Below are 21,696 nucleotides of genomic sequence, written 5' to 3'. Positions count from 1 at the left end.
ATGTCTGGAGGAAATATTTAAAAATAACATTTACCCAACAATAAACTCGATGTTTTTAATGATGGTATATAATAAGAGAAAATGATAATGAAAAAAACAGGATTAACACTATCTCTATTGGCTACGGTAGTATCTGGGCAGGTGATTGGCGCTGAACCCACACTCCAGTCCCTCGCTGACCGCCTCACACAATTAGAACAAAGCCTTAAGAATGCAGAAGCAAGGGCAGAAAGTGCGGAAAAAAGGGCGGCAGTTGCGGAAAGCAAGGCTATTGCTGCAGAAGGACGAAGTAATAAGAGCGAAAACCGCCTTGCACAAGTAGAATCACAGATGCATACTCAGGCAGAGAATAAAAAATCACTGGCTGAAAACAGTAATACCGGGGAGTTTAAATTTGGTGGCTATGCTCGTTCGGGGATCATAACTAATGGAACAGGTTCTGCTACGCAGATGGGGCCTTATTTGACCCCAGCCGGTGGCTCCGGTGGCGCAGTGGGCCGTCTTGGCAATGAACAAAACACCTATGTCGAAGCCAATCTTGAATATCTTAAAACCTATGATAATGGCGCAAAAATGCGTTATCGGACCAAGATTGCCGATGGCCAGAGAAACTATAACGACTGGACATCTGACAGTAGTGAACTGAACGTTCGTGAACTGTTTGTTGAAATGTCGGATCTGCCGACCTTCTCTGATTATGCGCCCATGAAGAATGCCACTATCTGGGCAGGTAAACGCTTTGATCGGGATAATTTTGATATTCACTGGCTGGACTCGGATATTATTTTCCTCGGGGGTACCGGCGGAGGAGTTTATGATGTGCAGTGGAACGATTCATTTAAAAGTAATTTCTCATTATACGGCCGTAACTTTGCCGATATTGATGATGACTCGAACGAAGCGTTTAATAACACCACTGGCACAGAGGACTCTTATATTCAGAACTATATCCTGACCACTAATAACCGCATTGGTCCTCTGCAGATTATGGTCAGCGGGCTGAGATCGAAGGATAATAATAAACGTATCAATGATGGCATTGATGACACCCACGCCGCGAAATATGGTGTCCATAGCATTCTGGCGTTACACAATGATAGTTTTTATGGCCTGCGTGAAGGCTCCTCGAAAACCGCGATCCTCTATGGTAAGGGTTTAGGCGCCGAGGTGAAAGCTATCGGTAGCGACGGATACTTGACCGAGGATGCCAACACCTGGCGTTTCGCTTCGTATGGTATTACTCCTCTGAGCAAAAACTGGAGCATTGCCCCGATGGTGCTGGCGCAACGTAGCCATGACCGCTACCTGCAGTCGGATCGTTATGATTGGGCAACGCTTAATGTCCGCTTGATCCAGGGGCTTTCCGAAAACTTTGCCCTGCAGTATGAGGCGGGCTACCAGTATATGAATTTAGATAGCAAAGGATTTAATGATAATGGCAAAGCAAAAGGTGATTTTTATAAATTAACCTTTGCGCCAACCTTTAAACTGACGGATCCGACAAACTTTTTCGAGCGTCCGGAAATCAGACTGTTCGCCACTTACATGAACTGGGATAAATCGCTGGATAATTACTCCACCACCGATTCCTTCGGAACCTCCGGGTTCACCGCCGGCGGCCAGTGGAACTTCGGTATACAGATGGAAACGTGGTTCTGATTTAATGTGGTAAAAATCATCGGGAGATCAGTGTCAGGGTTTCCCGAACTTCATTTATATTGAGGTATAGATTTTTTCTATATCCTAAGGTAAAAAAAGCATTTCAATATTACCAAGCTAAAAATTAGCATGACGGCACATTGACTATAGAAAGAGGAAGAGTGATGGATGTGAAAACGGTCGCGCAGACGATTTTAGAGTCCGTGGGCGGTAAAAAAAATGTGGTGTCGCTGGTTTATTGCGCAACACGCCTGCGCTTTACGCTTAACGATGATTCGTGGGTCGACGAGGAACGAATAACCTCACTCAGTGCCGTCAGCGGATCTTTCCACACCGGCGGTCAGTATCAAATTATCCTCGGCCTCGGTACCGTAAAGTCCGTCTTTGATGAACTAAACCCGATGCTGGCACCCGACGTCAACCACCAATAGTCAAGCTCGGCGACAACGGCAGGTAGCTTGATCCGTCAGGCTACCTTGCGCGAACGCGGTCATTCGACGTTAGCGCCTATTTTATCTACATTTCTCCGTATGATCTCTTGAATATCCTGGATATGCAGATCGTGCTGGCGTTCACGAATCAAGTAAATCCCGACATTGCCTTTCCGCTGGTACTCTTCGCTCATCTGCAGATTCACCAGATTAAAGCGCTTAAAGTAGGCCGCCATATGTTTCGGAAACTGCAGGATACCGTTGGAACGGTTGGCAATATCCATACAGGTAAACAGTGAATTGCTGCGATAAAGGATTTTTTCCGTCAACTTTAGCTGCTCGCGCTCCAGCTTTTTAGGCTGCAAATCTTCAACTACGAACTGATGACGGTGCTCATCCGGCGTAACTTCAATGATAGGATAGTTTTCAAGATCCTGATTGCTGCATACCCGCGTAGCCAGCGGGTGCTCTTTGCGGACATATAGCCAGTCCTGGGTCAAGAACAGCGGAATAAACGACACCCCGGCTCGTTTATTCAGTCCGATGATCTCATGACCGACAAACAAATCAAGATCGCCGCTCAGCAAAAGCGCCATCAGTCGCAGGTGATTGCCGACATCAATATGGATATTGGCCCCCGGATGAACCTGGCGGTAGTCACAAATCGTATCGCTTAAAAAAAGAAACCACCAAGCATGGCCAGTGCCGATTTTCAGCTCCCGTTCATGCCGCGCTTTAAGCTGTTCTATTTTCAACAAGGTACTGTCATAAACCCGCTGCATCACGCGGGCCTGATCGCGGAGCACTTCGCCGAATTCCGTCAGTCTGATACCGTTCGATGTGCGCACAAACAATTGAACACCCAATGATTCCTCCAGTTTTTTCATGTTATGCGTTAGCGTCGGCTGGCTCAGAAAGAGCTTTTTTGCCGCATGGCTCACATTTTGTAAAGAAGCTACCTCAAGGAATTGCTGCAAAATTTTATCCATGATCACTCTCTGTTTTATGCATATAGATAAATTCTATATCACTTTGTAAAGAAGTCATTTCTTTTTATTCGCCGCGATCTCTATTCTGCCTGATGACAGGATGGCGTTCGGCTGATTACAAGGACGTTTTTTTTAGTCAACTCATAGAGAACAATAACGAGAGGTTGCAATGAAAAAAAAAACCTGACGCTGATTATATCTGCGTTGTTTCTTGGTGCATCAAACATGGCACATGCCGATACGCTAAAAATGGAGTGTGGCAGTACCGGTTCCGCAAAAACATACTGCGATTACATCAAAGCCCGTTTTGAAAAAGAAACCACTGACAAACTGGAGTTTGTTCAGTTACCCCCCGCCTCTGATGAAAAACTGGGGCTGTTCCAACAAATTTTCGCCGCCAAAGATAGCAAAGTGGTGGATGTATTTCAGTCCGATACCGTATGGCTAGGGGTGCTTGATAAACACCTGCTGGATCTGACCGATAAAGTCAAAGACCTGCAACCGCAGTTCTTCCCTCAGGCGTGGAATAATGACGTCGTCAACGGTAAGGTCAAAGCAATTCCAGCTTTCCTCGACACCGGGGTGATGTACTACCGTAAGGATTTGCTAGCGAAATACGGTGAAAAGCCACCGGAAACCTGGGAGGAGCTGACCCGTATCGCGGCAAAAATTCAACAAGGCGAACGCGAAGCAGGGCATAAAAACTTCTGGGGATATGTCTTCCAGGGAAAAGCCTATGAAGGACTGTTCTGCGATGCGCTGGAATGGATTTACTCCTATAACGGCGGCACGATTATCGATAAGGACGGTAAGATCACCGTCAATAACCCGCAGGCGGCAAAAGCGCTGAATATGGCGGCAGCCTGGATCGACAAAATTACTCCGAAGGGCGCCCTCGGTTACATGGAAGAAGAGTCACGGGCGGTGTTCCAGAATGGCGATGCGGCGTTTATGCGTAACTGGCCTTACGCCTATGTACTGGCCCAGGACAAAACCAGTCCCATAAAAAATAACGTCGGCATTATTCCGGTACCGAAAGGCGGTGCCGACGGTCAGCATGCTTCGACCCTCGGCGGCTGGCAGTGGGCGGTCAGCGCCTATACCGAACACCCTGAGGCGGCGATCAAGCTGGTGCGTATCCTGACGGATGCCGACTCACAAAAAATGCAGTTCAAAATCACCGGTCAGGCACCATCGCGCCTGGATGTCTATGACGATCCAGAAGTCAAAGCACTGGCACCTTATCTCGCCGATTTTAAACAGGTCTTCACCTCTGCCGTTCCTCGCCCGGCTGTTGAAACTAAATCCCAGTTCCCGAAAGTCTCAAAAGCAGTGTTTAACGCCGCCTACGATGTCCTCAGCGGCAGGGCTACCGGAGAACAAGCCATTGCTGAACTGGAAAGCAAACTCAAACGCATCAAAGGTAAAGCGTGGAAGTAAGCCCCGCATTGCTGTCCCACTGTGGGGCAGCATGATATCCCGCTTGCACACACTGGAGTATAACGTTGATGAAACATTCTTCTGAACCGCTGCTTGCCAAAGGAAGCTGCCTCAGCAAGGCGCCGACAGGAGCGGGCCCCGCTCGTAAGAATAAGCGCAGCCTACAGCAACGACGCAGTCGGGCAGCCTGGCTGCTGGTGGCCCCGGCATTGATTTTGTTAGCCTCCGTCGCCGGTTGGCCGTTACTACGTACGCTGTTTTATAGCTTTACCGATGCTGCACTCGATACCCCTGGCGAGTATAACCTAGTCGGTTTTGACAATTACCTCTCTTGGGCGGACGGCGAAAGCTACGGCGTGCTAGCCGATCCATTGTGGTGGCGAGCAGTGCTGAACACTCTCTGGTTTACCGCCGTTTCGGTCTCCTTAGAACTGTTCTTCGGCATGCTGCTGGCCCTGCTGATGAACCAGAAATTCCGCGGCCAGGGCATCGTACGGGCGGCCATTCTAGTTCCCTGGGCGATTCCGACCATCGTCACCGCTAAGATGTGGGGCTGGATGTTCCACGATCAATATGGTGTGATCAACGACCTGCTCACCCACTTAGGCATTATCCATAGCCCGTTGGCGTGGATTGCCGAACCCACATTGTCTATGTGGGCGGTTGTCATCGCCGATGTGTGGAAAACCATCCCCTTTATGGCGCTGATGTTGTTGGCCGCCCTGCAGATGATCCCCGCTGATCTATATGAAGCAGGACGAGTTGACGGTGCGACGGCGTGGCAGCGTTTTACCCGCATCACCCTGCCATTAATCAAACCGGCGATGATCGTTGCCTTAATTTTCCGGGTAATGGATGCCCTGCGGGTATTCGACCTAATTTATGTCCTGACCTCCAACAGCGAAGCCACAATTTCCATTTCCGGTTACGCCCGTGACCGCATGGTCTCGTATCAGGAAATGGGTTCCGGCTCGGCCTCTTCGGTTCTGGTATTCATGATGGTCGCCGGTATTGCCGCCTGTTTCTTGTATATCGGCCGCATGAATCACGGCGACACGGAGGATAAATAATGAAACTCACTCGTCGTCAACGGCGGATAACGCAGCAGACGTTGATATACGCAGCGGCTGCGCTGGTCAGCGTGGTCTGCGTCTTCCCTTTTTATAATGCGATTCTGACCTCGCTGCGTACCGGCCAGGAGCTGTTCCTGACCGAGTATCTCCCGACGTCATTTCACTGGGAAAACTACGTCAGCGCGCTGATGGTCAACGGTATAGCCCGCAGTTTGCTGAATTCCTTTATTGTGGCGACGGTAACAGTGGGCATTTGTCTGCTGGTCTCCATCACCGCTGCGTTTGCTCTCGCGCGGATCACATTTAAAGGACGCAAATATATCCTGTTCACCATCCTATGTGTTTCTATGTTCCCCCAGGTGGCGGTGCTGTCCGGAATGTTCGAGTTGGTACGTTTTCTTGGCCTGTATGACTCACTCGGTGCGCTGATCCTCTCCTATACCACCTTCTCCCTACCCTTTACCGTCTGGGTACTGACCACCTTTATGAAGTCGCTGCCGGTTGAGCTGGAAGAGGCCGCTATCGTCGATGGAGCCGGATTGTGGGTGATTATCAGCCGCATTTTCGCCCCCATCATGGGGCCCTCGCTGGTCACCACCGGTTTGCTGGCCTTTATTGGAGCCTGGAACGAATTTATGTTCGCCCTGACATTCGTCATCTCCAACGAGAAACGCACCGTACCGGTGGCGATTGGCATGTTACAAGGCGCGTCTCAGTTTGAGTTGCCCTGGGGCAACATTATGGCCGCGTCGGTGGTGGTCACCCTTCCGATCATCGTGCTGGTGCTGATTTTCCAGAAACGCATTGTTAGTGGTTTAACCAGTGGTGCCGTTAAAGGTTAATGGCCTCATTATTTTCTTCCATCAGGAGCAACCCCATGAGCACAAAAATTGTTCTTATTGGCGCCGGAAGCGCACAATTTGGTTACGGCACCCTTGGCGATATTTTTCAAAGTTCCACCTTAGCCGGTAGCGAGATAGTCTTACACGATATCAATCCGGTGGCGCTCGCCGCCACGGAACAGACGGCGAAAAACTTTATTGCCGCCCATGATATTCCGTTCAGCGTAACCGCGACCACCGATCGGCAGGCAGCGCTACAGGGTGCGGAGTTCATCATGATCTCTATTGAGGTTGGAGATCGTTTTGCGCTGTGGGATATGGACTGGAAACTGCCCCAGCAATATGGCATCCCGCAGGTTTACGGAGAGAATGGCGGCCCCGGTGGACTGTTCCATTCGTTACGGATCATTCCGCCCATTCTGGCGATTTGTCAGGATATTGCCGATATCTGCCCGGATGCCTGGATCTTCAACTATTCCAACCCGATGAGCCGTATCTGCACCACGGTTAACCGTCGTTTCCCGCAGTTGAACTTCGTCGGCATGTGCCATGAGATCGCCTCGCTGGAACGCTATCTGCCGGAAATTCTGCATACGCCTTTTGAGGATCTGCAATTGCGCGCCGGCGGTCTTAACCACTTCTCGGTATTGCTTGAAGCCCGCTACCGTCGCAGCGGCGAAGATGCTTATGCGGATATTCGCGCCAACGCCCCAGCCTATTTCGAGAAATTACCGGGCTACAGCGACATCCTGGCGTATACCCAGAAATACGGCCATTTGATCAACACCGAAGGGGCTACCGAACGGCACTCGCTGGGGGGCCAGGATAGCGCCTTCACGTGGGCCGATCGCCAGTTGTTTAAGGCGATCCTTGAGAGATTCCACTACCTACCGATCACCGGGGACAGCCATTTCGGCGAGTATATCAGCTGGGCCTATGAGATGAGCGATCACCGCGGCATCCTAGATTTCTACACCTTCTACCGCGATTATCTCGGCCATGTGCAGCCGGTTATCGAGCTAAAACTGAAAGAACGGGTAGTTCCGATTATCGAAGGTATTCTGACCGATGCCAGTTATGAAGAGGCGGCGGTAAATATCCCGAACAAAGGCTTTATTAAGCAGTTGCCGGAATTTATTGCCGTTGAGGTCCCCGCCATTATCGACAGTAAAGGGATACACGGGATCGAGGTGAATGTGCCTGCCGGGATTGCCGGTCTTCTCACCAACCAGGTGGCGATACATGACCTGACTGCCGAGGCGGTGCTGAATCAATCCCGGGATCTGGTGATCCAGGCACTGTTGGTGGATTCAGTTAACAATAAATGCGCACATATTCCTGAACTGGTGGATCTGATGATCGCCAGCCAGCGGCCATACCTTGATTACCTGAAATAACGTTGTTGATTATAGGCGTTCCGTTAACGGAGCGCCTTTACCGCACAGGATGTATACCATGTCGCACTTAAAATTAGAGAAGCTAAGTAAAAATTACGGTGAAAATGCCCAAGTCATCAAATCCCTGGATTTACAAGTCAACAGCGGCGAGTTCATTGTTATCGTCGGGCCCTCAGGCTGTGGTAAATCGACCCTGCTGCGGATGATCGCAGGGCTGGAAGATATTTCCAGCGGAAGCATGTTTATTGATGGAACCTATGTCAACGATGATACCCCTTCAGAGCGCGGTATCGGCATGGTATTCCAGTCTTATGCGCTATATCCGCATATGAGCGTCTATCAGAACATGGCCTTTGGTCTGGAACTGGCGGGAAAATCGAAAAAGGAGATCGACGACAGAGTCCAGAATAGCGCGCACATCCTACAGTTGGGGCCGCTGCTGCAGCGGCGGCCGAAAGATCTCTCAGGCGGTCAGCGTCAGCGTGTTGCCATTGGCCGGGCCATTGCCCGCGAACCCAAACTGTTTCTGTTCGATGAACCACTATCAAACCTTGATGCAGCGCTACGAGTGCAGATGCGCATGGAGATAGCCAACCTGCATAAACGCCTGAGGTCAACCATCATCTATGTGACCCATGATCAGGTGGAGGCCATGACCCTCGCCGACCGTATTGTGGTGTTGAACAAAGGCCATATAGAACAGGTGGGAACGCCATTAGAGCTGTACGATCATCCGGGCAATGCATTCGTCGCCCAGTTTATCGGTTCGCCGAAAATGAACATGATCCCGGCGATGCTTGCGCGAGCCGGCGAAACCCAGAGTCTGGTGCAGTTGGATAATGGTAAACAGCTGCTGTTGCCAATCAGCACGCCACAAACTGCGGAAGGCCAGAGCGTCAACCTCGGCATTCGTCCGGAGCACATTCTTTGGGGTTCGATGGACGACTCGCACTATCGAGCCAATGTAATGTTTGTCGAACATATGGGCAACGAGACTTATCTTTATCTGGACAACGGCAACGCCAGCGAGCCTTGGGTAGTACGTAATGCCGAGCGTTCCCCGATTTCAGCCGGGCAAGATGTCGGCGTATCTTTACCGTCTGAGCACTGCTACCTGTTTGATGGTGACGGCAACGCCTTTCTGCGTTGCTGACAAGTTATTAATACTTTCTTAAACGCAGCGTTATGCTGCGTACTCTTTTTCAATCCGGGAGATTCAATACATGCAAAATACAGGGAAATGGTGGCATAATGCTGTGGTTTATCAGATCTATCCGCGCAGCTTCTGCGATACCAACAATGATGGCATCGGCGATCTTGTGGGTATTATCAGCAAACTCGACTATTTGCAGAGGCTGGGGATCAATATCATCTGGCTATCCCCAGTTTACCAATCACCGATGGACGATAATGGCTATGATATTTCCGATTATCAAAATATCGCAGCCGAATTTGGTACGCTCGATGAAATGGAAACCCTGATTGCCGAAGCGAAAAAACGGGATATCCAGATAGTGATGGATCTGGTCGTCAACCACACTTCCGATGAACACCCGTGGTTCATCGAAGCGAAAAAATCAAAAGATAATCCCTACCGCCACTATTACATCTGGCGCAAGCCGAAGGGCGATGGCTCGGTACCGAATAATTTTCACTCCTATTTTGGCGGCAGTGGCTGGGAGTTTGATGAGGAGAGCGGCGAATACTACTTCCATCAGTTTTCTAAACGTCAGCCGGACTTGAACTGGGAAAATTCGCAGGTACAGGCTGAGATCCATAAGATGATGAACTGGTGGTTGGATAAGGGCATCGGCGGTTTTCGCATGGACGTTATCGATCTGATTGGTAAAGATGTGGATAACGAGATCATGGCCGACGGACCGCAGTTGCACCACCTGCTCCAGCAGATGAACCGGGCGACCTTTGGTCAACGGGATGTTCTAACCGTGGGAGAGACCTGGAGCGCAACGCCGGAGACGGCGAAACTCTACTCCGATCCCGCGCGTAATGAGCTGTCGATGGTCTTCCAGTTTGAGCATATCACCATCGGTTATCACCCGCAGCACGGCAAATGGCAGCCTCAGCCCTTTGATCTGATCAAACTGAAACAAGTCTTCAATAAATGGCAAACCGCGCTCGTCGACAGCGGCTGGAACTCGCTATTCTGGAACAATCACGATCTGCCTCGCATCGTGTCGAAATATGGCGATCCTGGCCGCTTCCGCGTGGAGTCGGCGAAAATGCTCGCCACCACGCTACATTTTATGCAAGGCACCCCGTACATTTATCAGGGTGAAGAGATTGGCATGACCAACGTTCGTTTTCCGAAAATAGAGGATTATCAGGACATTGAATCGCTGAATCTCTACGCCGAGCGTACGGAGGCCGGCGTACCGGTTGAAGAAATGATGGAAGGTATCTATACCAACGGCCGGGATAATGCCCGTACGCCCATGCAGTGGAGCAATGAAGCCAACGGCGGTTTTAGCCGTGTTAGTCCTTGGCTAAAGGTCAACCCAAACTACACGGAAATTAACGTTGAGGCCGCTTTAAACGATCCGGATTCGATATTCTTTCACTATCAGAAATTGATCGCTTTACGCAAAAATAAACCGATCATTACCTGGGGTAAATATCAGCAATTACTGGAAGCGCATAAGGAGGTGTTTGCCTACCTGCGTATATTAGATAATGAGCATATTGTGGTGATCAGCAATTTCTGCGGCCATCAGGTTCAGTTGCCGCTGCCGGCCGAAATCCGCAATATTGAAGGCGAATGGTTGATCGGTAATTATCCTCCACGTCACGGCCTGGCTGAAGAAATCACTTTGCAACCTTATGAATCTTTTGCCATTTCATGGCTGAATAACTGATAAAAGGGAAATAACCATGTCTAAGACTATCACCCCTCGCTGGTGGAAAGAAGTGGTGGCCTATCAGATTTATCCGCGCAGTTTTAAGGATACCAACGGCGATGGCATCGGCGATCTAAACGGTGTTGCTGAAAGGCTCGATTACCTGAAAGAACTGGGTATCGATTTAATCTGGCTGTGCCCAATATTTAAATCGCCAAATGACGATAATGGCTACGACATAAGCGATTATCAGGCCATTATGGATGAATTCGGCACCATGGCCGATTTCGATCGCCTGCTTCGGGAAGTGCATGCCCGTGGAATGAGGCTGATCCTCGATTTAGTAGTTAACCATACCAGCGATGAACATCCGTGGTTTCTAGAGTCCCGTTCATCGCAGGATAACCCTAAACGCGACTGGTATATCTGGCGGGACGGCAAATCAGGTAAAGAGCCCAATAACTGGGAAAGCATCTTCAAGGAGTCGGCCTGGAAATGGGATGCTCAAAGCGGACAATATTTTATGCATCTGTTCTCCGGCCGTCAGCCGGATCTGAACTGGGACAATAAGGGCGTCCGCCATGCCGTGTATGAGATGATCCGCTGGTGGCTGGATAAAGGTATTGATGGTTTTCGTATTGACGCCATCAGCCACATGAAAAAAGAGGCCGGTCTTGACGATATGCCCAACCCGCAGCAGTTGGAATACGTGCCCTCTCTTGAAAAGCATCTGAATGTCGATGGCGTACTTGATTATCTCGATGATATCTGCCGCAATACCTTCTCACACTATGACATTATGACGGTGGGCGAAGCGAATGGCGTCTCCGCAGAGCAAGCTGATGATTGGGTTGCCGAGCGACATAACCGTTTAAACATGCTCATCCAGTTTGAACATGTCAAGTTATGGGACAATGACACGAAAAAACCGCTGGATCTCTGCGCCCTGAAAGCCATTTTCTCTCGTTGGCAGGAGCAGTTGCATGGTGTGGGCTGGAATGCTCTGTACGTTGAAAACCATGACATACCGCGAATTATCTCAAAATGGGGTGACAGTGAACGTTTCTGGCGGGAAAGCGCCACCTCTATCGCCGCCATGTATTTCCTGATGCAGGGGACACCATTTATTTATCAGGGACAGGAGATCGGCATGACCAATACGTCATTCTCCTCCCTTGACGATTTTAATGACGTCTCAGCGAAGAACCTCTACCGGAAAATGAAGAAAGAGGGGTTCAGCGATCGCACTATTATAGACTTGCTGTCGCTGACCTCCCGGGATAATTCGCGTACGCCGATGCAATGGGATAACAGTACGAATGCCGGTTTCTCGACTGCAGCCCCGTGGATAAAGGTGAACCCAAACTACATCACCATCAACGTGCGGCAGCAGCAAGAGCAGCCAGATTCGATCCTCAACTTTTACCGGCGGATGATTCAACTACGCAAAGACGAGAAAGTTCTGGTCTATGGAGACTATGGGTTATTGATGGCCGAGGACCCGCAGATCTACGCCTATACCCGTTCTCTGGAGGGGCAACACGCGGTGATTATCTGCAATATGAGCGCCAGCGAGGCACAATATCGGCAACAGGATATTCTGCTCGAACACCACAATCTGCGGTTGAACAACTACCCGGTCCCCCCACACGAGCCAACCAGCCAGTTTAAACTTAAACCTTACGAAACAAGGACTTATTTGGTAGATTAACCTCTGCCGCACGCAACCGGGTCACGCCGAATAGCAGACCCGGCTGTCGCGGTCTCGCAGGTTTTAAAGTAGTGAAAGGGCATATTCCGTCGCGCTAATAATAGCGAGTTTGTCGCAAAATCTCTGGGTAAGTGGGCGTATGAGCGCGGGGTCAGGATGGGCTTCTCACGCCCCGGAAGACAAAGGATTGGTGCTATGATCGGCATCGCTCAGCCCGGTTGGCCGCTGTATGAATCACGCCTGAAGGGAAAGCTGCACGTTAACAGCAAGCGTTACACTCAGCGCATTGAGCGACATAACCTGAATCTGAGACAACATCTGGCAAGGCTGGGACGGAAGTCACTGTCGTTCTCAAAATCGGTGGAGCTGCATGACAAGGTCATCGGGCATTATCTGAACATAAAACACTATCAGTAAGTTGGAGTCATCACCCGAAATAATAAAACTGCATCACTGGTTAATCTCGAACGACTATTTAAGAAATGGCATGCCTGCAACAAAATTGATTGAAGTCAGCGACCTTGTTTTTTGATGAACAGCTGAACGTATACTGTTTCCCATAGTATCAGGCAGCCAGACTGTTCACCTGCCTGATACAATATGTGGTCAATTAATTCCCGTCCCGCAGCAGGTTCAGTGTGCTCCTGGAAAATGAAATTTCTTCAAATTTCACTAAACATCCCTTGCCATTCGGTGACTGAGCTTCAAAACCTACCGTCATCTCTTCTAAATCATTATCAAGTGCATCATCAAATGAAAAGGGGTCGGTTCCGGCTGAGGGCGAAATGACACCCTAAGCTTTCGGTTCCTTGGGCCAAAGATATTCGCCAGTCAGTAGAATGTGCGCCCAGCCCAATGGGGATATGTGGGGAAGAAATTCAGGGGGAACATCCAACCCTTCGTTCCGCCGCTCCGTGACGGCATGACCAAGATGGACGGTATTCCAGTAAATGATCACCGCAGTCAATAAATTGAGCCCAGCGATTCGGTAGTGCTGCCCCTCTGTCGTGCGATCGCGAATTTCCCCCTGCCTCCCGATACGGAGCGCATTTTTGAGCGCATGGTGGGCCTCTCCCTTGTTAAGACCGATCTGAGCACGTCGCTGCATGTCCGTATCCAGGATCCACTCAATAATGAAAAGGGTCCGTTCAATACGACCAACTTCACGAAGCGCAACTGCAAGGTTGTTTTGTCGTGGGTAAGAAGCGAGCTTGCGCAGGAGTTGGCTGGGCCTGATTTTGCCAGCGGTCATCGTCGCGGCACAACGGAAAATATCAGGCCAGTTCGCAACGATAAGATCCTCCCGGGCTTTTCCACCTACCAACTTGCGTAACTCCCTGGGGGTCGTATCGGGATTAAATACGTACAACCGCTTCGATGGCAGATCCCTGATTCGCAGAACGAGATTGTAGCCGAGCAGGCTACTGGCTCCGAACAAATGGTCGGTGAATCCTGCTGTATCGGCATACTGTTCGCGAACATGGCGACCGACCTCGTTCATCAGTAGTCCATCGAGAATATACGGTGCCTCGCTCACGGTCGCCGGGATCGACTGACAAGCGAATGGCGCGAACTGGTCGCTTACGTGAGTATACGCTTTGAGGCCGGGAACAGAACCATATTTGGCATTGACCATGTTCATGGCTTCGCCATGCCGCGCTGTCGGGAAAAACTGACCATCGCTCGATGCTGACGTGCCCATCCCCCAGACGCGTGACATCGGCAGTTTACCCTGCGCGGCCACCACAATTGCCAATGCCTGGTTCATGGCTTCGCTTTCAACATGCCAGCGGGCAAGGCGTGAGAGCTGCCAGTAATCATGCGTGTTTGTAGCTTCCGCCATCTTACGCAGGCCCAGATTGAGCCCTTCAGCGAGCAGGACGTTGAGCAGACCGATCCGGTCGCGACATGGAGCCCCGGTTCTCAGATGGGTAAACGCATCTGTGAAACCAAGGGCTGCATCAACTTCAAGCAGCATGTCGGTAATCCGAACGGACGGCATTCGGCGATACAGATCCAGTATGAGTGCCTCGGCACCATCCGGCACGTCTGCTGTCAACCTGTCGATCCGCAACGTTCCATCTTCTATGCTACCGTGCGGAATAGTGCCGTTACGGGCAGCCCGGGCCAGCCGCTTAAGAGCGATCGTGAGTCGCGCCTTTCTGTCTGCCAGCCAATCCTGTGGGTTGGAAGGCACGGCCAGTTTTGCATTTTCCTGCGCCGCGATCATCGGCACCAGTACCTGCTTGAGGTCACCATAGCGGCGCGAATGAGCGAGCCAGACATCTCCGGAACGAAAAGCATCCCGGAGGTGAAAGAGTACCGCCACTTCCCAAAGACGGGTATCTCCTTTTTCCTGAGCTCGTAAATGACGGTTCCATTTGGAGCTGGGCCGCAGGAAACGTCTTTCTGGCGATGCAACACCTTTCATCTCTCCGATCGACAAAGCTGCTGCTACCAATGGTCCGGCGACCGGCGCGGCTTCGAGCTTCAGACAGCGCAACATGCGGGGCGCATAACGACGAAAGCGATGGTATCCCTGCCCGACATATGCAAGAGGCTCATCGGCTAGCGTGTTGCTGAGTTGAGTCCCTGTCGCTACCAGTTGAGCGAGCCGGTCCCATGCAACCGAACTGGCGACAGCCATCTCCAGCGGGGTTCCGTCACTGCGGGCCTCAAGCAACGAAGCTCCCAGCGCGGTGAAGGTACGGATCGTATCCGTGAGTGTGGCTTTAGAGCCGGAAATTGTTTCGTCATGCTGGCGCTTCGCTTCCCGCCAGGTTTTTCCTACGATCCTGTCATGGGTTTCGACTATGGCATCAGCAATCGCCGCTTCCCACTCCACAACACAGACGGCAAGGATCGCCCAGCGGCGGTCCGAAGTGATGTCACGCAAACCGTCGGTGAAGTAGCGTTCACCCTGCCGACGCAGCCGGGCAATGCGATGGGCAGGTATGCTGGCCAAAGCACTATGATTGATATTCAGGGTACGCAGAAATTCGAGCCTGTCGAGCAAACGGTTAGCAGCAGCCGAGTTGTTACCAACCTCGAAGTTGCGAAGCCAGATGAAACGACTGATATTGCCGGCGAGCATTTCACTCAGAAGTTTGTCCAGGTGATCGCGAACATCCGCTGTTAAATTTTCTGCAATCCGCGTTTCAATCCGCCGCTCAGCGGCGACCAGAGCATCCGCGCACAAGCGCTCGATTGTCGATACTGCGGGCAGAATGGTGGAAGTTTCCCGACACCGCACAATAAAACGATGAGCAAGATCCTCGTTTGATCTGGCATCTTCGGCCTGGCCGAAAGTCCACTCCCGCAGATCACGGGCACCACGGCCCGTGAAGGTCTTGTAGCCGTAAATTTCGCGCAGCGTGTCCATGTGCTGCTGACGGGTTTGGCGCCGTGTGGCATAAGTGAGAAGCGCATCAGCCGGAACTCCAAGCTGAGCACCGACGAAGGAAAGGACTTCACGCGGGATCATCTCACCAGGAGCCAGTGCACGGCCCGGATATCGTAAGGCACAAAGTTGCAGGGCAAAGCCAATCCTGTTTTCCGGTCTGCGGCGCTGCCTAATGTTTTCCAGGTCATCATCGCCCAGCGTGTAGAACTTCAGTAGCGACAGTTCGTCCGTGGGCAGATCGAACAGCGCTGCTCGCTGCCGTTCGGTGAAAATATGGCGTCGTGACATACAAATTCGTCCCTTTTGAAGTATAGTCTGTTTTGGACAACAGCCAGCCCATATAAATCAGGGCGTTCCGATACAAAAATCCAGGAGGGTTCAATTGGGACATCGTGCCGCCATTTACTGCCGGGTTTCAACAGCGGATCAGTCTTGTGAACGCCAGGAATTTGATCTGCGAGCCTTCGCCGGCCGTGCCGGCTACGACGTGGTGGGAATATTTAAGGAAACAGGTTCAGGAACTAAACTCGACCGGGCCGAGCGAAAGAAAGTCCTGGCGCTTGCCCAGTCCAGACAAATTGATGCAATCCTGGTCACTGAGCTTTCCCGGTGGGGGCGCTCGACGCTCGATCTGCTCAATACGCTACGTGAACTGGAGAACTGGAAGGTTTCCGTGATAGCCATGAATGGAATGGCGTTCGATCTTTCGTCGCCGTATGGACGAATGCTGGCGACGTTTCTTTCCGGCATTGCGGAGTTTGAGCGGGATCTCATCAGCGAGCGGGTCAAGTCAGGCCTTGCTGTTGCGAAGGCACGTGGTAAGAGGCTTGGTCGTCAGGCCGGAGTGCGACCAAAATCAGACCGACTTTTGCCTAAGGTGGTTGCGATGAGGGCCGAGGGACGCAGCTATCGCTGGATCGCACGCGAGCTCGGTATCAGCAAGAATACCGTCGCTGACATCGTGCAACGACACAGAGCTAACGCTTAGGGTGTCATTTCGCCCTCAGCCGGAACCGACCCCAAGGTGGCAACATCCCGGCCGAGCTCCAGCTGTGTCGCCGGCAGCACATCGCCTTTACGGCCGATAATGTACTCCACCGGATCCTCAGCGGTGGTGATTTTGCGGTCAGGGAAGAGGTTCGCACAGTAACGGTAAATGGCGGCCAGCAGGGTGCTTTTCCCTGACCCGGTTTCACCGCAGACCAGACCAAGGCCTTTATGGGGCAGCAGTGCTTCAAACAGGTCCGGCTCGATCCCCATCGCTTCCAGCTCAGGAATGGCTGTCGGGATGACGCGCTGTGTCATGGCACAGGTGGTCAGCATGTTGGCTGCGGTTGCCTGCACAACATTGCAGCGAAAGCGCAGGCGTTCACCGCGATCGAGGCCATAGCGTTTATTCTGATCCCCATCGAGCTGTATGGCCCGGTCCTGGGGGGTTCCTCCCCGGACCTTAGCGCGAAGTTCCGGGTCAAATAATCCGTCAATAATGTCCGAGAGGATATTGTCCGGTAACGAGAAGGGCGTCACCGGTACCATCCGGCCATAGCGTTCGATGACGATGGGGTTGCTGCCCTGAACGTGAATGTCGCTGACGGCATTTTTGGCTGCCCATACCAGAAAGGCTTTGTAACTTTGCACATTAACCGCACCACCGAAATCAAACATTTCAAGATCGGAGGTGGAGGGATCAGAAGGTTTGGTGGGATTCATGGTGTGACTCCGTGTTGATGACCGGTTTCCAGTGACCTTTATTTGGATTGAACTCGGCATGCCTGCGCAGATTGCGGACGCGATCGCCTGTGACCAGTTTTTTATGGCCGCCGCTGACGCTCTGTTGTTGCTCGGTAATTTCCGGGCGAGAGATATAGCCTTCCCGCAACAGGCGTGAGTAGAGCAACATGCCCCGGTAATCCCGGGTCAGGCGGTTAAAGTTGGCCTCCAGCGTGTGATCGGCACCGTCACGTCCGTCCTGCCAGCCTTTCTCCACCGCTTCCTGCCAGATTTTCTGTTCATCACTGTTTTTGGGGATGACGCCACCTTCCTGGGCAGAGGGGGATGTCGTGCTCAACCCGGCCAGTAACCAGCGGCGCCAGGACGGCGGGTTACTGACAAAGCGTTCCGGCAGAATGATTTGGTACACGCGGCTTGCGGTGCGGATCTGATCGTCGGTGATATGCGCCACATCCTGCGCTTCGTCGATGACAGGCGGTAACCAGCCTTCCTGACTGACGAGCGTTCTGAAGTCATACAGGGCATTCAGCGCGCTTTCCCGGGCCTTCAGCGCGTTAACCAGCTCAAATGCACGTTGCGCTTTCCCGCCCCGGAATCCGATGGTGTGACCTGCTGATCGGATGACGGCGGCCCGGGCGTCAGTGATGTCACTCTCACTGTCATTGCTGATGTCCAGGTAGTGTTCCATACCCTGTGGGATTGACGGCTCGCTGTCGTCTGCCATCGCATATCCGGCGACACACAGACAGAGCAGCGCGATAGCGGTATGTTTCATCGGCGGCCCCCCGGCGTTGCTTTCACCGGCATAAACTCGACCTGCAGCAGGCCCGGATACTGGTGCAGCGTGGCACGCCAGCTGATTTGCGATTCGACAAGGCGCAGCAGATTCTGGAACGTCATATCGCGGACATGAATGTTCAGCGGTAACGGCAGGTGGACGCCGCTGTAGTTAAACTGAAGACCGCGCTGTCTGGCCAACTGGGCCAGCAGTTCGATCGCATCGCCGTCCCAGTCGAGTGAGAGGCGCGTGCTGTTAGCGTATATCGTGTCTGCCGGTAGCGGTGTGCGGATATTGATGACCTTCTCGTCCCAGAGCTGGTATTGCTGAGCTCGCACTACCGAGACGTTCTGTGACGTTTTTTCCGGCGGAACGTACGGCGCCGTAATGACGGATTTCGGTTGCTGGCAGCCGGCCAGCATGAACGAAGCCACTACCGTGGCCAGAAGCTTTTCTATCATGGGGAACCTCAGTCTGTGCGGTTTAACTGGCACGGTGCTGCCTGGCGTACAGGCGTTCGTAGATGGAGCGGATTTCTGCGGCGTAGTTCTGACGTTTTAGTTCCTGTTTCGGGTCATCTGAGAAACCGGCGTTATAGGAGCCGAGACAACGCCAGGTGTTACCACATTTTTTCAGGTGTTTTGCAAGCACCCAGGCGCCGGCCTGAACACATAAGCACGGGTCTTTTAACAGATCGTCAGCAGAAGAAATGACACCCATCGATACCAGCGCCCGGACGTTCGCCGTATTGATTTGCATGAGGCAATAATCAGAGCTGAGCAGCCTGCCGGCTTTATCGTAGTTACGGCCGACAGCGTCAGGGCGGAGGCTGCTTTCCCAGATTGCGATGGATTCAACGACGAGCGGGTTCTGGTTGTACTTCGATGCGGCATAGTTAAAACAGTAGGCCTGCGCCTGGGGCAGAAAAAGCAGGGAGCAAAGAAAAATTGCCGGCAGTTTCATGGACCCCTCCCGTTACTGATGGCTGAAGAGACGAGGTCGGGGGCTGTATGAGGTTATCGTGATTCGTGACTGTCCCCATTCAACCGTCGCGTAGAGCGACTTCGCCGAGACCAGATTATTGAGTACGCGCGGCCACTGATCGTTAAGAGACAGGTTCACCCGTTGCCGGCGCACTTTTTCCAGACCCGGGGACCAGTTGACTGACCAGCCGACAGGAATGATGCGTTGTGCGGCATCCTGAACGGTAATGTTCCGGGCGTAACCAGCGCGTTGCGGGAATGATAAAGGTCCCGGGCGCCCGTTGTAGGAAACATGGCTCAGTACCGGCAGTTGAACGTTTTGCGATACCGGAAGGGACGGGCTTCGGTAAGGTTCGATCACTCCTGGTCTGACAGGCGTTGAAGGTGGTAACGGTTTAATCAGTGCAGTAGGGGATACCGGTCGGGCCGGATTCGGTCCTGTCTGGTGAAGGCCGGTCTGGGCCTGGCTGATAGTCTGAGCGCTGTCTGCGATTAGACCATCGATGTATATGCTGGCAGGGGCGTCAGTGCTGGCTGAGTGTGAGACACAGCCAGCCAGAACTGCGGGGATAAGCAGCCCTGGAAGTAGATGTTTCATAATGATGGCTCCGACGAAACGGGGGTATTAGACCGAAACACTTAACTTGATAGAAAACAAAGTAATATACATAGATACGTCAGGAAAGGTGCTAGACGGAAACTTAGATAAGGTCAGGAATCATCCGACTTTATTATCGCTTCAATAAATTCATTCTTTGCATTTTCTCCATAATGATCAATTAAAAATTGGAAAAAACGAGCTGTAGAGACTTTCTTCTTGGTACTGTAAGAAATCTCAATAGTCATTTGATCTATTCTATCTTTACGTTCAGCACCAATGTAAATGACATTATCTGATGTACGGTTTTTCCTTTTTTCAGGCGGCGCATTAATTGCCATTATTTCTCCTCTTGCTTTTGCCGGAAGGCATATAAAAGTGATTAAGCAAAGCCCACTCTTCAGTGGGCTTTAATCAATACTTTATAATTACGCTAGATACTTCGTTTACCGTATCAGTGTTGCCCGTTCCACGTCTGCTTTCACAGAGGTAACCTTCTCAAGCGACAGATCGTCCCGCTTGATACGTCGCATTTTTGCGTAGGGGTCTAAATAGGAACTCTGTATCAATTCGATTTTACACATTGTTAAAGAGCAATTTAAAAAAACCAACATTGTTGCGTATACAAAAAAGTGATGGGCAAGCCACGGTGTAATAGCTACTGACTTACATCCCTTTTTGAACTTCGAGCTCACCCCTTCCCAGGCGCTGTTTTATAGCCACAGCAACAAACCAACCCCAGGTTGTGCATATGTGTAACTCTAACGCATATGTTATAGAACCATCTGCACATGTCAACCTGTGGTTGAGTTATACGGCAAATTCACAACCTCAGGTTAAAACCTTTAGGAGTAAAGTTATCGGAAAAGATTGTTTTTACTGATAAAATGCCTCTGCCTTATACCTGTAGTTACTTTATGCGTGACGCTCCAAACAAGAGGTGAAAAGTGATGAATAACAACACAAACTGGGTCGGAGATCTGGTTGCAAAAGTTCTAACGAGTGGTGGCGTACCGGAGAAGAAACATTCAATGCATGTGGGGCATGTCCTTGAGATGTCTTCTACTGCGGCCACTAAAAAATTGGCAGGAGGAAGTGAATGGCGAGTTCAGCAGTTGCTTGAAGTTGTGCATTCCGTTGGTATGAGGCTGGATGATTTTTTTCGACTTTACTATCAGGAACAATCTAATAAGGATGTTGAAGTTCATGAGGCAGTTTGGAGCGATGGGGAATTGAATGAGCCCTGTAAGATCTATATTTCTGAAAACCCATCGGAACCGACAAATTACTCTGCATTAAAAATAAATGATGTGTGGCATGTTGTTAAAACGAGCAGTATCCGTGATGATGTGCTATTTGAATCAAAAATGAATATTGATTTAATCGAAATTATTCCAAAAAAAATAGACAAAGAAAAGCATAGAATTGCTGTGCTTGATGACGATAAAAATATCGTCCAGAGCCTATCATCTCTTCTTGAAGGGGATAGATACACAATAAAGGAATTCTATAGTATAGATGAATTAGATGATGCTATCGAACAAACCCCGTTCGATGCATACATATTAGATTGGATTGTAGATAATAAAACCGTTTTCAATACAATTAAAAAAATCAGATCATCAGGAAATAAGCATGCGATGGTTATGGTTTTAACAGGACAGTTATCCGGGGCAGTTGATAGCGAGATCTCAAGAGCTATTAACGAACTTGATATTATTGGCCCCTATGAAAAGCCTATAAAATCTTTCGTTATAAAATCAAATGTAGATAAGTTTTTTCCAAACAAATAGCCATGAACAGATG

The 21,696-nt window shown here is 50.9% G+C and carries 18 protein-coding genes and 1 pseudogene; 12 read left to right on the top strand and 7 right to left on the bottom strand.

Annotated features, from left to right (window positions below; translation table 11 throughout):
* Positions 1-81 precede the first annotated feature (81 nt).
* Both BJF97_RS31915 and BJF97_RS31910 read left to right on the top strand, forming a co-directional pair.
* Positions 82-1,659 (top strand): carbohydrate porin, encoded by a 1,578-nt coding sequence (locus tag BJF97_RS31915; protein WP_077270246.1) that lies wholly within the window; start codon positions 82-84, stop codon positions 1,657-1,659.
* Between the two features lie 164 nt (positions 1,660-1,823).
* Complete coding sequence (locus BJF97_RS31910; RefSeq protein WP_063933581.1) at positions 1,824-2,090, top strand: PTS transporter subunit EIIB; 267 nt, start codon at positions 1,824-1,826, stop codon at positions 2,088-2,090.
* A 59-nt stretch (positions 2,091-2,149) separates the two neighbouring features.
* Here the strand turns inward: BJF97_RS31910 and BJF97_RS31905 are convergent, their stop codons facing one another.
* Positions 2,150-3,085 (bottom strand): LysR family transcriptional regulator, encoded by a 936-nt coding sequence (locus BJF97_RS31905; RefSeq protein WP_063933583.1) that lies wholly within the window; start codon positions 3,083-3,085, stop codon positions 2,150-2,152.
* A gap of 219 nt (positions 3,086-3,304) precedes the next feature.
* Here BJF97_RS31905 and BJF97_RS31900 point away from each other — a divergent pair, with 219 nt between their 5' ends.
* The 8 genes and pseudogenes from BJF97_RS31900 to BJF97_RS31865 form a co-directional block, all read left to right on the top strand.
* Positions 3,305-4,519: an ABC transporter substrate-binding protein gene (locus tag BJF97_RS31900; RefSeq protein WP_063933585.1), complete on the top strand. Its 1,215-nt coding sequence runs from the start codon at positions 3,305-3,307 to the stop codon at positions 4,517-4,519.
* Between the two features lie 68 nt (positions 4,520-4,587).
* Positions 4,588-5,589 (top strand): carbohydrate ABC transporter permease, encoded by a 1,002-nt coding sequence (locus BJF97_RS31895; protein WP_063933587.1) that lies wholly within the window; start codon positions 4,588-4,590, stop codon positions 5,587-5,589.
* Positions 5,589-6,434 (top strand): carbohydrate ABC transporter permease, encoded by an 846-nt coding sequence (locus tag BJF97_RS31890; protein ID WP_063933589.1) that lies wholly within the window; start codon positions 5,589-5,591, stop codon positions 6,432-6,434. Before BJF97_RS31895 ends, BJF97_RS31890 begins: the two co-directional genes overlap by 1 nt.
* A gap of 35 nt (positions 6,435-6,469) precedes the next feature.
* Positions 6,470-7,831, top strand: a complete 1,362-nt coding sequence (locus BJF97_RS31885) for a family 4 glycosyl hydrolase (protein ID WP_063933591.1) — start codon at positions 6,470-6,472, stop codon at positions 7,829-7,831.
* Positions 7,832-7,889: 58 nt separating this feature from the next.
* A complete protein-coding gene (locus tag BJF97_RS31880) occupies positions 7,890-8,984 on the top strand; it encodes an ABC transporter ATP-binding protein (protein WP_063933592.1) in 1,095 nt (364 codons plus the stop codon).
* 70 nt (positions 8,985-9,054) lie between these two features.
* Positions 9,055-10,704, top strand: a complete 1,650-nt coding sequence (locus BJF97_RS31875) for a glycoside hydrolase family 13 protein (protein WP_063933594.1) — start codon at positions 9,055-9,057, stop codon at positions 10,702-10,704.
* Positions 10,705-10,720: 16 nt separating this feature from the next.
* Positions 10,721-12,397 carry a glycoside hydrolase family 13 protein gene (locus BJF97_RS31870; RefSeq protein ID WP_063933596.1) on the top strand — a complete coding sequence of 559 codons (1,677 nt, stop codon included), beginning with the start codon at positions 10,721-10,723 and terminating at the stop codon, positions 12,395-12,397.
* 216 nt (positions 12,398-12,613) lie between these two features.
* A pseudogene (locus tag BJF97_RS31865) lies at positions 12,614-12,814 on the top strand (IS1 family transposase); the annotation flags it as partial.
* Between the two features lie 376 nt (positions 12,815-13,190).
* Here the strand turns inward: BJF97_RS31865 and BJF97_RS31860 are convergent.
* Positions 13,191-16,088: a Tn3-like element Tn5403 family transposase gene (locus BJF97_RS31860; RefSeq protein WP_001553819.1), complete on the bottom strand. Its 2,898-nt coding sequence runs from the start codon at positions 16,086-16,088 to the stop codon at positions 13,191-13,193.
* Positions 16,089-16,182: 94 nt separating this feature from the next.
* On the opposite strand from BJF97_RS31860, the gene BJF97_RS31855 reads away from it, so the two are divergent.
* Entirely contained in the window at positions 16,183-16,788 is a 606-nt protein-coding gene (locus BJF97_RS31855; RefSeq protein WP_000509966.1) for a recombinase family protein, read from the top strand.
* Here BJF97_RS31855 and BJF97_RS31850 read toward each other — a convergent pair.
* The 5 genes from BJF97_RS31850 to BJF97_RS31830 all read right to left on the bottom strand — a co-directional run bounded on the left by BJF97_RS31850 (position 16,785) and on the right by BJF97_RS31830 (position 20,231).
* Positions 16,785-17,510, bottom strand: a complete 726-nt coding sequence (locus BJF97_RS31850) for an ATPase, T2SS/T4P/T4SS family (protein WP_070083116.1) — start codon at positions 17,508-17,510, stop codon at positions 16,785-16,787. The two genes, BJF97_RS31855 and BJF97_RS31850, sit on opposite strands and share 4 nt — an antisense overlap.
* On the bottom strand, positions 17,488-18,306 hold the full coding sequence (locus BJF97_RS31845) for a type IV secretory system conjugative DNA transfer family protein (RefSeq protein WP_064357938.1): 819 nt from the start codon (positions 18,304-18,306) through the stop codon (positions 17,488-17,490). Before BJF97_RS31845 ends, BJF97_RS31850 begins: the two co-directional genes overlap by 23 nt.
* The gene (locus tag BJF97_RS31840) at positions 18,303-18,770 is read right to left on the bottom strand and encodes a DotD/TraH family lipoprotein (RefSeq protein WP_032440575.1); all 468 of its coding nucleotides are present in this window, start codon (positions 18,768-18,770) and stop codon (positions 18,303-18,305) included. Before BJF97_RS31840 ends, BJF97_RS31845 begins: the two co-directional genes overlap by 4 nt.
* 22 nt (positions 18,771-18,792) lie before the next feature.
* Entirely contained in the window at positions 18,793-19,272 is a 480-nt protein-coding gene (locus BJF97_RS31835; protein ID WP_064357937.1) for a lytic transglycosylase domain-containing protein, read from the bottom strand.
* Between the two features lie 731 nt (positions 19,273-20,003).
* Complete coding sequence (locus BJF97_RS31830; protein WP_032440573.1) at positions 20,004-20,231, bottom strand: hypothetical protein; 228 nt, start codon at positions 20,229-20,231, stop codon at positions 20,004-20,006.
* 609 nt (positions 20,232-20,840) lie between these two features.
* Between BJF97_RS31830 and BJF97_RS31825 the strand changes: the two genes are divergently transcribed.
* On the top strand, positions 20,841-21,683 hold the full coding sequence (locus BJF97_RS31825) for a helix-turn-helix domain-containing protein (protein WP_032440572.1): 843 nt from the start codon (positions 20,841-20,843) through the stop codon (positions 21,681-21,683).
* Positions 21,684-21,696 lie beyond the last annotated feature (13 nt).

Origin of the sequence: Klebsiella sp. LTGPAF-6F (assembly GCF_001753185.1) — a bacterium.
Lineage (GTDB): Bacteria > Pseudomonadota > Gammaproteobacteria > Enterobacterales > Enterobacteriaceae > Klebsiella > Klebsiella michiganensis.
This window is presented reverse-complemented; position numbering and strand designations above follow the sequence as displayed.

What these genes read in the sequence shown, in the direction of transcription:
- BJF97_RS31915 (WP_077270246.1), top strand. Translation starts at nt 82, where the DNA reads ATGATAATGAAAAAAACAGGATTAACACTATCTCTATTGGCTACGGTA.
- BJF97_RS31910 (WP_063933581.1), top strand. Translation starts at nt 1,824, where the DNA reads ATGGATGTGAAAACGGTCGCGCAGACGATTTTAGAGTCCGTGGGCGGT.
- BJF97_RS31900 (WP_063933585.1), top strand. Translation starts at nt 3,305, where the DNA reads ATGGCACATGCCGATACGCTAAAAATGGAGTGTGGCAGTACCGGTTCC.
- BJF97_RS31895 (WP_063933587.1), top strand. Translation starts at nt 4,588, where the DNA reads ATGAAACATTCTTCTGAACCGCTGCTTGCCAAAGGAAGCTGCCTCAGC.
- BJF97_RS31890 (WP_063933589.1), top strand. Translation starts at nt 5,589, where the DNA reads ATGAAACTCACTCGTCGTCAACGGCGGATAACGCAGCAGACGTTGATA.
- BJF97_RS31885 (WP_063933591.1), top strand. Translation starts at nt 6,470, where the DNA reads ATGAGCACAAAAATTGTTCTTATTGGCGCCGGAAGCGCACAATTTGGT.
- BJF97_RS31880 (WP_063933592.1), top strand. Translation starts at nt 7,890, where the DNA reads ATGTCGCACTTAAAATTAGAGAAGCTAAGTAAAAATTACGGTGAAAAT.
- BJF97_RS31875 (WP_063933594.1), top strand. Translation starts at nt 9,055, where the DNA reads ATGCAAAATACAGGGAAATGGTGGCATAATGCTGTGGTTTATCAGATC.
- BJF97_RS31870 (WP_063933596.1), top strand. Translation starts at nt 10,721, where the DNA reads ATGTCTAAGACTATCACCCCTCGCTGGTGGAAAGAAGTGGTGGCCTAT.
- BJF97_RS31860 (WP_001553819.1), bottom strand. Translation starts at nt 16,088, where the DNA reads ATGTCACGACGCCATATTTTCACCGAACGGCAGCGAGCAGCGCTGTTC.
- BJF97_RS31850 (WP_070083116.1), bottom strand. Translation starts at nt 17,510, where the DNA reads ATGAATCCCACCAAACCTTCTGATCCCTCCACCTCCGATCTTGAAATG.
- BJF97_RS31845 (WP_064357938.1), bottom strand. Translation starts at nt 18,306, where the DNA reads ATGAAACATACCGCTATCGCGCTGCTCTGTCTGTGTGTCGCCGGATAT.
- BJF97_RS31840 (WP_032440575.1), bottom strand. Translation starts at nt 18,770, where the DNA reads ATGATAGAAAAGCTTCTGGCCACGGTAGTGGCTTCGTTCATGCTGGCC.
- BJF97_RS31835 (WP_064357937.1), bottom strand. Translation starts at nt 19,272, where the DNA reads ATGAAACTGCCGGCAATTTTTCTTTGCTCCCTGCTTTTTCTGCCCCAG.
- BJF97_RS31830 (WP_032440573.1), bottom strand. Translation starts at nt 20,231, where the DNA reads ATGGCAATTAATGCGCCGCCTGAAAAAAGGAAAAACCGTACATCAGAT.
- BJF97_RS31825 (WP_032440572.1), top strand. Translation starts at nt 20,841, where the DNA reads ATGAATAACAACACAAACTGGGTCGGAGATCTGGTTGCAAAAGTTCTA.